The following is a 12,653-nucleotide window of genomic DNA, read 5'->3' as shown; positions in this document are numbered from 1 at the left end:
GCGCTATCCGAGCACGCACAAAAAAATGCCCCACATCGAGCCTCACTCCCGCTCGGCCAATTAAGCAAAGCCCTCGCCTGCGCGAGAGGTCGCGCCGAAGGCGCGGGTGAGGGTTCTACCCTCTGGGGAATTGTCCCGTTGCCGAGAAACCCTCTCCCCGACCCTCCCCCGCAAGCGAGGGAGGGAGCGCACCGGCTTCGGGGGCAAGCAATCCGACACGCTAGCGCACGGCAATTTCCGCCGAACCACCCGAGGAACTACGTGAACTGGAACACCGCGCCCCGCATTTTTTTGGGACCGCCTTTGCGTTCACGATCTGGACTCTTACCGGTGGAGTCACGGTGAGGGTATTGTCGTTTGATTCGCGCGCGACGGGGGTCGCCGCGCGCAAATTCGTGCGATCTTGGGGCAACTATGTCAGGCGTGATCGTGTCGATGCGTCGGACGCTGCTGTCGTGCACATCGCTCGTGCGCCACGGCTTGTTGGGAAGCGCTCTCGCGGCGCTGCTGCCGGCTGCGCCGGCTGAGGCCGCCGACCTCGTCGACACACTCTCAACATTGCTGGATTTCAACCGGCAGGAGCTCGCAGTGCTGGCCACCGCGCTGGCCCTGCTCGGCTTCTCGGTGGTCGCCGCGATCCTACTGATGCGCACACGCGTGCGCACGGCGAAGAACGAGGCGCGGCTGCGCGCCCGGATCGGGGAACTCCAGCTCCAGGCCGACCGCTTCGGCGCATTGCTGTTCGCCGAACCGCAGATCCTGATCTCCTGGCCGGCCGGCGACAATCGCGCGCAGATCTCCGGTGACATCTCCCTGGTGCTGCCGCGCGACTCCTCTCCACAGCGCGTGCTCGCATTTGGAACCTGGCTGCCGCCGGAACCGGCGCTCCGGATGGATCACGCCGTCGATGCGTTGCGCGACCGTGGCGACGGGTTCCAGCTGACGCTCACCACCGCGCATGGCCACACGCTTGAGGCCATCGGCCGCGCCATCGGGGGCCAGGCCATCGTCAGGATTCGCGAACTCTCAGGGCTCCGCCGCGATCTGGCTGAGACCAATCTGCGTTACAAGGCCCTTTCCGACGAGACGGAAATGCTGCGCGGCTTCGCGACCGCCGCACCGTGGCCGATCTGGGCCAAGGGCGAGAACGGCGCGCTGACTTACGCCAACCCTGCCTATGTCCGTGCGACCGAGGCGGCCAGCATCACCGACGCCCAGGAGCGCAAGCTCGAGCTGCTCGACAGCGCCGACCGGACAGCGATGGAGCGGGGGCTGAAGGAAGCGGTCAATTTCACCTCGCGGCTGCCGATCGTGATCGGCGGCGAGCGGCGCATCTACGACGTGCGCGCCGTCAATGTCGGCGGCGGCAATGTCGGCGTTGCCATCGATGCCAGCGAGGCAGATGCCTTGAGCTCGGCGCTGGTGCGGATGGCGGAGGCGCATCGCCGCACGCTCGACCAGCTCTCCTCCGGCGTTGCCGTGTTCGACGGCCAGCGCCGGCTCGCCTTCTACAATGATTCCTACCGCCAGCTATGGGACCTCGACCGCACCTTTCTCGACGCCAACCCCGATGATTCCAGCGTGCTCGACAAGCTCCGCTCCTCGCGCAAATTGCCGGAGCAGCCGGACTTCCGCGCCTGGAAGGCCAAGCTGCACGAGGCCTATCGCGCGGTCGAGGCTGCCAAGGACACCTGGTACCTGCCCGACGGGCGCGCGCTCTCCGTCGTCACCACGCCGAACCCGGAAGGCGGCGTCACCTATCTGTTCGACGACGTCACCGAGAGCCTCGAGCTCGCCCGCCGCTTCGACGGCATGATCCGCGTCCAGCGCGAGACGCTGGATAGCCTCGCCGAGGGCGTCGCGGTGTTCGGCAGCAACGGCAAGGCGCAGCTGTTCAACCCGGCTTTCGTTCGGATGTGGAAGCTGTCCGCCGACGCCATGCGCGACGAGCCGCACATCCAGACGGTCGAGGGCTGGTGCCATCAGCTGTTCGACGACGCGATCGTCTGGCGACAGATCCGCGAGGCCGTCACCTCGATCGAGAGCCGCGCCGACATTCCGCTGAAGCTGGAGCGCAAGGACGGCAGCGTGCTCGACGGCATGATCAGGCCCCTGCACGACGGCGCCACGATGCTGACGTTCCAGGACATCACCGATACTGAGAACGTCGAGCGCGCGCTGCGCGAGCGCAACGAGGCGCTGGAGGCGGCCGACCAGATGAAGGTGGATTTCGTCCACCACGTCTCCTACGAGCTGCGCTCCCCGCTCACCACCATCATCGGCTTCGCGCATTTCCTCAGCGATCCCTCGACCGGGCCGCTGACGCCGAAACAGGCCGAGTATCTCGACTACGTCACCAAATCGACCAATGCGCTGCTGGCGCTGACCAACAACATCCTGGATCTCGCCACCATCGACGCCGGTGCCATGAAGCTGGAACTCGGCCCCGTCGACGTCAGCAAGACCATCGAGCTCGCCGCCGAGGGTCTCCAGGACCGGCTTGCCACCGACCGCATCCGCCTCAAGGTCGAGATCGCGCCCGATGTCGGCAGCTTCACCGGCGACGAGAAGCGCGTCGTGCAGGTGCTCTATAACCTCCTCGCCAACGCCGTCGGGTTTTCTCCACCGGATTCCACCGTCGGCATCAGCGCCCGCCGCACCGAACGCAGTGTGGTCTTCACCGTGACAGATTCCGGGCCTGGAATACCTGCCGACATGAAGGACAAGGTATTCAACTGGTTCGAGAGCCGCTCGCAGGGCTCGCGTCATCGCGGCGCCGGGCTCGGCCTGTCGCTGGTGCGCTCCTTCGTCGAGCTGCATGGCGGCAATATCCGGGTCGATTCGATCGTGGGCAGGGGCACGGTCGTGATCTGTGATTTCCCGACCGACCAGGCGGCGCATCGCGACGCCGCCGAATGAGTGCGCCAACCACATTCTCCGTCGCGCTCCACAACGAGACGGCGACTGCGCAACTGATGGCCGACGTCGCGCTGCTGATCGGTCCCGGCGATGTCATCACGCTCACCGGCGATCTCGGGGCCGGCAAGACCGCGGCGGCGCGGGCCATGATCCGCTACCTCGCCGGCGATGACGCACTGGAAGTACCGAGCCCGACCTTCACGCTGGTGCAGGGCTACGAGCTGCCGCCATTCCCAGTGATGCATGCCGACCTCTACCGCATCGAGGACGAGAGCGAGCTCGAAGAGATCGGGCTGTCGCCGCTGCCGGAAGCAACCCTCGTCCTGATCGAATGGCCGGAGCGCGCGCCGTCGGCGATGCCTCAAGACCGCATCGACATCGCGTTGACGCACCGGCCGGCACTGGGCTCGAATGCGCGCGCCGCCGACATCACCGGTCATGGCAAGGCCGCCGCCATCGTCGCGCGGCTGCAGGCGCTGCGCGAATTCCTCGATGCATCCGGCTACATAGAGGCAACGCGCAAACGCATGGCGGGCGACGCCTCGACCCGCTCCTATGCACGGCTGCTGCGCGACGACGAGATCGTCATCCTCATGAATTCTCCGCAGCGCCCGGATGGTGCTGCGATGTACAACGGAAAATCCTACAGCGCCGCGGTGCATCTCGCCGAAAACATCAAACCCTTCGTCGCCATCGACGAGGGCCTGCGCGCGCAGGGAATCTCCGCGCCCGCGATCCACCATTCCGACCTCGACCACGGATTCCTGATCAGCGAAGACTTCGGCAGCGACGGCGTGATCGAGGGCGATCCGCCGCGCCCGATCGCCGAACGCTACGAAGCCGCGGTCGATTTACTGGCCGTGCTGCACGGCAAGACGCTGCCGGAGACGCTGCCGCTCGGGGACCAGACCTACGCCATTCCTGTCTTCGATACCGAGGCGCTGCTGATCGAAATCGGCTTGATGCCGGAATGGTACCTGCCCGATCGCAACGCGCCGCTGGACGACGACAAGCGCGCCGAATTTCTCGTGATGTGGCGCGAGCTGCTGAAGAAACCGCTGGCGACGCCGAAGACGTGGATCATCCGCGACTATCATTCGCCGAACCTGATCTGGCTCAGCAATCGCACCGGCATCGAACGCGTCGGCGTGATCGATTTCCAGGACACCGTGCTGGGGCCGCAATCCTACGACGTGGTGTCCCTGCTCCAGGATGCCCGCATCGACGTGCCCGAGGCGATCGAACTGACGCTGCTGTCGCGCTACATCAAGGCGCGCCGCGCCAGCGACGCGAGCTTCGACGCGGCCGGCTTCGCGGAGCTCTACGCCATCATGTCGGCGCAGCGGAACACGCGTCTGCTCGGCACCTTCGCCCGCCTCAACCGCCGCGACGGCAAGCCGCATTATCTGCGTCACCAGCCGCGGATCTGGACCTATCTCCAGCGCTCCCTGGCGCATCCCGCACTCGCTCATCTGCGCGACTGGTATCTCGCCAATGCCCCGCCGCCCCAAAGGCAGGCCCACGGCTGAGGCCCAAGGCTGAAAAGGCTATTAGGGGCGGAAAAGGCTGATTCGGGGCCCGATTTACCGGCTGTTAGCCAAGACGCCGGTAATCTGGGGGCGACGCAGCCGGATGATTACGGGGCTGGAGCAGGGCAGATGGCGGTGAAGACGGACCAGCGCGGCAACAGCCGGGTTGTTTTCGAGCGCGGGATCGCGGCCCAGATGATGGGTATCGACGGCACATGGCGGCGCGACTGCACCATGGAGGACGTCTCCGACAGCGGCGCCAAGCTGACCATCGACGGCTCGGTCGAAGGCCTGCATCTGAAGGAGTTTTTTCTGCTGCTGTCGTCCACCGGACTTGCGTACCGACGTTGCGAGCTTTCCTGGGTCAATGGCGACCAGATCGGCGTCAACTTTCTCAAGCTCGGCGACAAGAAGAAAAAGGCGCGTTCCACACCCATCGGGGCGTAACGGCAACACCCGTCGTACAAGCGTCACGGCAGGTGGCTAAGGCGGTCAAGACGCGGTGCGGTCAGTCGAACCTCGTGTTAGGATTGCTGCGAACGCGAAGTCAGTAGGTCTGAGAAAGCGAAGGATGCCCGTCAAACCGACCAAAGCCATGGTGCTCGCCGCGGGGTTCGGCCTACGCATGCGTCCGTTGACGGACAAAATGCCGAAACCGATGGTTCCGGTGGCCGGCCAGCCGCTGCTCGACCACGTGCTCGACAAGCTCGCCCACGCCGGAGTGAGCGTGGCGGTGGTCAACGTGCACTACCTGCCGGACCAGATCATCGATCACACCGCATCACGCCAGCATCCGCGCGTGACCATCTCGGACGAGCGCGATCAGGTGCTCGGCACCGGAGGCGGTGTGGTCAAGGCACTGCCGCTGCTCGGGGACGCACCGTTCTTTCACGTCAATTCCGACACGCTATGGATCGACGGCGTGCGTTCCAACCTGACGCGGCTCGCCGAAAACTTCGATCCCGCGCGGATGGACATTTTGCTGCTGATGGCGCCGACGGCAACCAGCATCGGCTATAGCGGCCGCGGCGATTACGGCATGCTGGCCGATGGCGCGCTGCGCAAGCGCAAGGAAAAAGAGGTCGTTCCGTTCGTCTATGCCGGCGCGGCCATCCTGTCGCCCTCGATCTTCGCCGATGCCCCAACGGGCGAGTTCTCGCTGACCAAGATGTTCGACCGTGCCAACGAGCAGGAGCGGCTGTTCGGCCTTCGCCTCGACGGCGTCTGGATGCATGTCGGCACGCCCGATGCCGTGCACGCGGCGGAAGAGGCGTTTCTGGAGAGCGTGGCTTAAGCCGCTCTTGTGTTCCGGACGCGGTGCGGCGCGTAGTGCCGCTCCGCAGAGCCGGGACCCACTCCATCCTCACTTGCGGAACGAAGCAACCTGGCCCCGGCTCAGCAGCGCATCACTGCGTGATGCGCTGCGTCCGGGGCACGAGAGCGGGGATGCCGCAAACAGCGGGGACTATCTCCCCTCCACCCATATCCATTTGAGTCCGCCTCCCTATATTGGCGCCTGATTCCCGAATCAGGCAGCTCATGCGCGTTTTCAGCGTTCCCATCTCAGTTCCGTTCCTGCGCACCGTCGTCGCAAGCCTGCTCGACGGCCGGCTGGTCGAGGGCTTTGAGGCGCGCAATGAGCCGGCACGGTTGGCGGATGCCACGCTGTACCTGCCGACACGGCGCGCCATGCGCGTCGTCCGCGAGATCTTCCTCGACGAGATGAAGGCGGATGCGGTCGTGCTGCCGCGCATCGTCGCGCTCGGCGACATCGACGAGGATGAGCTCGCATTCGCCGATGAGGGCGAACAGTTTTCCGGCGCAACGCCGCTCGACATTCCGCCGCGGCTCGGCGAGCTCGAACGGCGGCTGACACTGGCGCAACTCGTCGCGGCCTGGGCCAAGGGTCCGGTGTTGTCTCCGCTGGTCGTCGGCGGCCCCGCTTCGACGCTGGCACTGGCGTCCGATCTCGCGCGGTTGATCGACGACATGGTCACGCGCGGTGTCGACTGGAGCGCGCTCGATGGCCTCGTGCCTGATATGCTCGACCGGTACTGGCAGCACTCGCTTGAATTCCTGCGCATCGCGCGCATCGCCTGGCCCGGTCATCTCGCCGAAATCAAACGCATCGAGCCCGCTGCCCGCCGCGACCTCCTGATCGATGCCGAAGCCAGGCGGCTGACCGCGCATCCCCATGGCCCCGTGATCGCGGCCGGCTCGACCGGCTCGATGCCGGCCACGGCAAGATTTCTCCACGCAGTCGCCTCGCTGCCGCATGGCGCCGTGGTGCTGCCCGGCCTCGATTCCGATCTCGACGACGATGCCTGGCGCAGCATCGGCGGCGTTCGCGACTCGCTCGGCAAGTTCGCGGAGCATCCGGTCTCGAACCATCCGCAATATGCCATGCACGCGCTGCTGGATCGCATTGGCATCAAGCGCAGCGACGTCGATAGTCTCAAGCCTCCGGCGGAAGGCGGCCGCGATCTGCTGGCGTCGGAATCGATGCGGCCGTCGGCCAAGACCGAGATCTGGCACGACCGGCTGAAGCAACCGGATGTGGCCTTAAAGATCACCGGCGGCATGAAGAACCTCGCGGTTGTCGAAGCTCCCAACCCTGAAATGGAAGCGCTCGCCATCGCCATTGCGATGCGCGAGGCGCGGCACCTCGAAAAATCCGCCGCGTTGGTGACGCCCGATCGCGCGCTGGCGCGGCGGGTGATGGCCGCGCTGACACGGTGGGATCTCGCATTCGACGATTCCGGCGGCGACGTCCTGATGGAGACCTCCGCCGGCGTCTTTGCGCGACTGACAGCCGAGGCTGCGACCAAGGGACTGGAGCCGCCGACGCTGCTCGCAATGCTGAAGCATCCGCTGTGCCGGCTCGGCCGGGCGCCTGGCGCATGGAAGGCGGCGATCGAAGGCATGGAGCTCGCTTTGTTGCGCGGCACGCGCCCGCCTGCAGGCACTGCCGGCCTGCTGCGCGAGTTCAATCGCTTTCGCGAGGAGCTGGCAAAGCTGTGGCGCAGCGAGGTCTCCGCCCTGCACAAGGCCGAGCCGCGTGCACGTCTCAAGGCTGAAGACCTCGATCGCATTCAGGCGCTGATCGATGGCTTGCGACAAGCCTTGGCGCCGATCGAGAGTCTGGCGTCATCAAGACCGTATGACTTCGCCGAGCTCGCGCACCGGCATCGCGAGATCATGATCGAGCTGTCGCGCGACGAGCAGGGCATCCCGCTGGCCTTCGAGGAGCGCGAAGGCCTCGCGCTCGCGAGCGCCTTTGACGATCTCCTGCGCGGCGGCACGACCAGCGGACTGATGGTCACGCTGCCCGACTACGCAGACGTCTTCCAGACCGCATTCGGCGATCGCGCGGTGCGGCGGCGGGACAGGCCGGGCGCGCGGCTGCAGATTTACGGCCCGCTGGAATCACGTCTGATGCAGGCCGACCGCGTCATCGTCGGCGGGCTGATCGAGGGGGTCTGGCCACCGACGCCGCGCATCGATCCGTGGCTGAGCCGGCCGATGCGGCACCAGCTGGGCCTCGATCTGCCGGAACGCCGTATCGGCCTCTCCGCGCATGATTTTGCGCAATTGCTCGGCGGCGAGGAGGTCATCCTCACCCACTCCGCCAAGGCTGGCGGTGCGCCGGCGGTCGCCTCGCGCTTCCTGCACCGGTTGGAGGCGGTCGCAGGCGATGCGCACTGGAAGGCGGCCATTCGCGCGGGCGAGAACTATGTGCAGTTTGCAGCCGCGCTGGACCAGCCCGACGAGGTGAGGCCGATCAAGCAGCCCGAGCCGCGACCGCCACGCGCGACCCGGCCGCTCAGGATGTCTGTGACCGGGATCGAGGATTGGCTGCGCGATCCCTATACGATCTACGCCAAACACATTTTGCGGCTCGACGCGCTCGATCCCGTCGACATGCCGCTGTCGGCCGCCGACCGCGGCTCGGCGATCCATGATGCGCTCGGCGAGTTCACGGAACGCTACGCCACGAATCTGCCCGACGATCCCGCGCGCGTGCTGCGCGCGATCGGCGAAAAACATTTTGCACCACTCATGGAGCGACCCGAGGCGCGGGCGCTGTGGTGGCCGCGCTTCCAGCGCATCGCGCGCTGGTTCGGCGAATGGGAGACGGCACGGCGGGGCGTGATCGAGGCGATCGCCGCGGAAACCCGCGGCGAGATCTCGATCCCGCTCGACCATGGGCGCAGCTTCCGTCTTTCCGCCCGCGCCGACCGCATCGAACGGCGCCAGGGCGGCGGCTACGCCATCCTCGACTACAAGACCGGCCAGCCACCGACCGGCAAGCAGGTCCGCATGGGCCTGTCACCGCAGCTCACGTTAGAAGCCGCGATCCTGCGCGAGGGCGGCTTTCCCGACATCGACGCCGGCGCGTCCGTGAGCCAGCTCGTCTATGTTCGCCTGAGCGGCAACAATCCGCCGGGCGAAGAACGCATTCTCGAGCTCAGATATAGGCAGGGTGACGAGCCGCAGCCGCCGGACACCGCGGCTGCGGAGGCAAGGGTCAAGCTCGAGGCACTGATTCGCGCCTTCGAGGACGAGAACCAGCCCTATACCTCGCTGAACTTGCCGATGTGGACCAACCGCTACGGCGCCTATGACGATCTCGCCCGGATCAAGGAATGGTCTGCGGCCGGTGGATTGGGGATCGAGGAATGGTGAAGGCACCGCGCCCCATCCCGGATGAGGTGCGCGCCAGGCAAGCGCGCGCATCGGACCCGACCGCGTCGGCCTTCGTGTCGGCCAATGCCGGCTCGGGCAAGACGCATGTGCTGGTGCAGCGGGTGATCCGCCTGCTGCTCTCGGGCGTGCCGCCGGAAAAGATCCTCTGCATCACCTTCACCAAGGCGGCTGCCGCCAACATGGCCGAGCGCGTGTTCACCACGCTCGGCCATTGGGTGACGCTCGACGACACGGCACTCGATGCAGCGATCCGCGACGTCGGGATTCCCCATCCGGATCGAAAGCTGCGCCGTGACGCGCGAAAGCTGTTCGCCTGCGCGCTGGAGACGCCGGGCGGCTTGAAGGTGCAGACCATCCACGCATTGTGCACTCGCCTGCTTCAGCAGTTTCCGTTCGAGGCCAATGTCCCCGCGCGCTTTGCCGTGATCGACGAGCGCGACCAGACCGACATGATGGAACGCGCCAATCTGAAGGTGCTGCTGGAGGCCGCCCGCGACCCCGACAGCGTGACCGGTCGCGCGCTGCTGACCGCAATGGCGAGCGCCGCCGATGTCACCTTCAAGGAGGTGGTGCGCGAGGCCTGCCTGAGCCGCGATCATTTCATGGCCTGGACCGATGAAGCCGGCAGCGCGGAGCTGGCTGCCGCGCAGATGGCAGCGGCGTTGGGGGTGGACCCGAACGATCGCATCGAGGACGTCGAGACGGAGATTGTCGACGGTCCGTTCCTGCCGCGATCGCGCTGGGACGACATCGCCTCTGCGCTGGAGGAGGGCAGCAAGTCCGACAACGACCAGGCCTGCCGGCTCCGCGAGGCAAAGGTCTTTTCCGGCGCCGCGCAGGTCGATGCCTATCTCAGCGTCTTCCTCACGGACGAAAAGCTGCCGCGCAAGGCGGTGCTGACCAAGAAGTTCTGCGATCACAACCCGTCCGTCGCCCGCCTGTTCGAGAACGAGGCGCAGCGCGTCGGCGGATTGGTAGAGACGCGCCGTGCTGTGACCATGAGGGACCGCACCGCGGCCCTGCTCCATATCGCGACCGCGGCGGCCGCAAACTATCGCCGCGAGAAGCAGGAGCGCGGGCTGCTCGACTATGACGATCTCATCGACAAGACGCTGGCGATGCTCGATCGCGTTTCCTCGGGCTGGGTGCATTACAAGCTCGACCGCGGCGTCGATCACGTGCTGATCGACGAGGCCCAGGACACCAGCCCGCGGCAATGGGACATCGTCGCGCACATCATCTCGGAGTTCACCGCCGGCGAAGGCGCGCGAGAAGGCCTGAACCGCACCATCTTCGCCGTCGGCGACGAGAAGCAGTCGATTTTCTCGTTTCAGGGTGCTCAGCCCCGGGAATTCGACGCGCGCCGACGCGAGCTGCACCGCAAATTCACGGCGGCCGGGCTGAAATTCGATCCGGTCGCCTTCACCTATTCGTTCCGCTCCGGCGCCGCGATCCTGCATTCGGTGGACCACGTCTTCCGCGAGCCCGCGATCTACAAGAGCATCCATTCGCTCGAGACCGGTCACCCCCTGCACAATGCACTCGGCGATGCAGGCCCCAGCGTGATCGAGCTGTGGGACCTTGCGGAAGCCGACGACAGGCAGGAGATCGAGGGCTGGCGCGCGCCGTTCGACGGCGTCGCCGCCACCAGCCCCGAAGTCAAGCTCGCGCGCCGGATCCAGACCGAGATCAAGCGGCTGGTCGAGAGCGGCACGCTGACCGGGCACGAGGGCGAACGCCGGCCGCTGCGTTATGGCGACATGCTGATCCTGGTGCGCCGGCGCGGCAATGCGTTCGACGCGGTGATCCAGGCGCTGAAGCACGCCAACGTTCCGGTCGCCGGCGCCGATCGGCTCAAGCTCACCGAGCACATCGGAATCATCGACCTGATGAATCTTGCGGACGCGCTGCTGCTGCCGCAGGACGATCTCGCGCTCGCGGTGGCGCTGAAGAGCCCGCTGTTCGGGCTCGATGACGACGATCTGTTCCAGCTGGCCTGGGATCGCAAGGGATCGCTGCGCCGCGCGCTTGGCGAGCATGCCCCGACAAGCGAGACATTCACTGCGGCGTTGCGACGCCTCGAAGCCTGCGAAATGCGAGCCCGCGAGGAGACGCCGTTCGCCTTCTACGCCTGGCTGCTCGGGGGCGACGGCGGACGCGCGCGCATGCTGCGCCGGCTCGGTCATGAGGCCAATGACGCGCTCGACGAGTTCCTGGAGCTGGCGCTGAATTACGAGCGCAAGGCGCCTGCGTCGCTGCAGGGTTTCATGGCCTGGCTGCGCTCGGCCGATACCGAGGTGAAGCGTGACATGGAGATCTCGCGCGATGAGGTGCGGGTGATGACCGTGCACGGCGCCAAGGGCCTGGAGGCCTCGGTCGTGTTCATGGTCGACACCACATCGTCGCCTGCGGATTCGCAGCGGCTGCGGCTGATCCACGTCCCGCGCGGCAATGGCGGCGAGGTGGTGGTCTGGGCCGGACGCAAGGCGGATGATCCCAAGCCCGTCGCCGACGCCCGCAAGGCGATGCTCGAGGAGACCGAGGACGAATATCGCCGCCTGCTCTACGTCGCGATGACGCGCGCCGCCGACCGGCTCATCGTCGGCGGCTGCATGCCCGGCAACATGAAGACGGTCCGCAAGCTGAGCTGGTACGATCTCGTCGATACCGGGCTCGCCGGCTCGGGCCTGACGAAAGAGGCAATCGAGACGCCGCTGGGCAAGGTGACGCGCTTCTCCCGACCGGAGGATGTCGTGGCGCTGGGCACGCCCGCGGCCTCGTTGGACCAGGCGACCGCGCTCCCGGACTGGCTGCTGACACGACCACCGCGCGAGACCATCGACGACGATCCGGTGCGCCCCTCCGGCCAGTCGTCCAGTGACGGCCGCGCTGTTCTGTCGGGCGAATCAGTGCAGTCCCGCGCGCTCGCGCTGCAACGCGGCACGCTGGTGCATCGGCTGCTGCAATCGCTCCCCGACATCGCCACCGAGCGCCGGCGCGAGGCCGCGCTCGGCTTCATGTCGCGCAATGCCGCGGACTGGGCGGAGGCCGACCGCGCCGCGCTGGCCGACAAGGTGCTCGCCTTGATCGCCGAACCACGGTTTGCCCCCGTGTTTGCCGCCGGCAGCCGGGCAGAGGTCGCGATCGTCGGCCGGCTGGAACGGCCGGGCCGCGCCCCGGCGCTGGTATCCGGCCAGATCGACCGGCTGGTCGTTCGCCCGGATGAGGTCCTGATCGTCGATTTCAAGACCAATCAAGCGGCTCCCAGGAGCGCCGCTGAGGCGCCCGTCGCCTATGTCCGGCAGCTGGCGCTATACCGGGCTGTGCTATCGAGGCTTTATCCCCAAAAGCCGGTCCGCGCCGTCCTGCTCTGGACCGAGGCCCTTGAATATATGGAGATTTCGGCTCCCGCGCTGGACGCGGCGCTGGCATCTCTTCATCTCGGTGTGAGCGTCCTTGACCCGGCAAGGAGCCATTCATAGGTTGACGCCATGATCT

Annotated in this window: 6 protein-coding genes; all 6 read left to right on the top strand. The window is 66.5% G+C overall.

Features of this window, described 5'->3' with window-relative positions; genetic code table 11:
- Nucleotides 1-414 precede the first annotated feature (414 nt).
- The 6 genes from AC0L2J_RS32420 (at nt 415) to addA (ending at nt 12,637) form a co-directional block, all read left to right on the top strand.
- A complete protein-coding gene (locus tag AC0L2J_RS32420) occupies nt 415-2,919 on the top strand; it encodes a sensor histidine kinase (RefSeq protein WP_007603931.1) in 2,505 nt (834 codons plus the stop codon).
- Nucleotides 2,916-4,448: a tRNA (adenosine(37)-N6)-threonylcarbamoyltransferase complex ATPase subunit type 1 TsaE gene (gene tsaE, locus AC0L2J_RS32415; protein ID WP_473395684.1), complete on the top strand. Its 1,533-nt coding sequence runs from the start codon at nt 2,916-2,918 to the stop codon at nt 4,446-4,448. The genes AC0L2J_RS32420 and tsaE overlap by 4 nt, the downstream gene beginning before the upstream one ends.
- 129 nt (nt 4,449-4,577) lie before the next feature.
- A complete protein-coding gene (locus AC0L2J_RS32410; RefSeq protein ID WP_473395683.1) occupies nt 4,578-4,895 on the top strand; it encodes a PilZ domain-containing protein in 318 nt (105 codons plus the stop codon).
- 124 nt (nt 4,896-5,019) lie between these two features.
- Nucleotides 5,020-5,742 carry a nucleotidyltransferase family protein gene (locus AC0L2J_RS32405; protein ID WP_473395682.1) on the top strand — a complete coding sequence of 241 codons (723 nt, stop codon included), beginning with the start codon at nt 5,020-5,022 and terminating at the stop codon, nt 5,740-5,742.
- Between the two features lie 245 nt (nt 5,743-5,987).
- Nucleotides 5,988-9,134: a double-strand break repair protein AddB gene (addB, locus tag AC0L2J_RS32400; RefSeq protein WP_473395681.1), complete on the top strand. Its 3,147-nt coding sequence runs from the start codon at nt 5,988-5,990 to the stop codon at nt 9,132-9,134.
- The gene (gene addA, locus AC0L2J_RS32395) at nt 9,128-12,637 is read left to right on the top strand and encodes a double-strand break repair helicase AddA (protein WP_007603936.1); all 3,510 of its coding nucleotides are present in this window, start codon (nt 9,128-9,130) and stop codon (nt 12,635-12,637) included. Before addB ends, addA begins: the two co-directional genes overlap by 7 nt.
- The last annotated feature ends 16 nt before the right edge of the window (nt 12,638-12,653 follow it).

The sequence above is a fragment of the Bradyrhizobium sp. MV1.5 genome, from assembly GCF_055807615.1.
The sequence above is the reverse complement of the archived record's forward strand: the minus strand, read 5'-3'. Positions and strand labels throughout refer to the sequence as shown.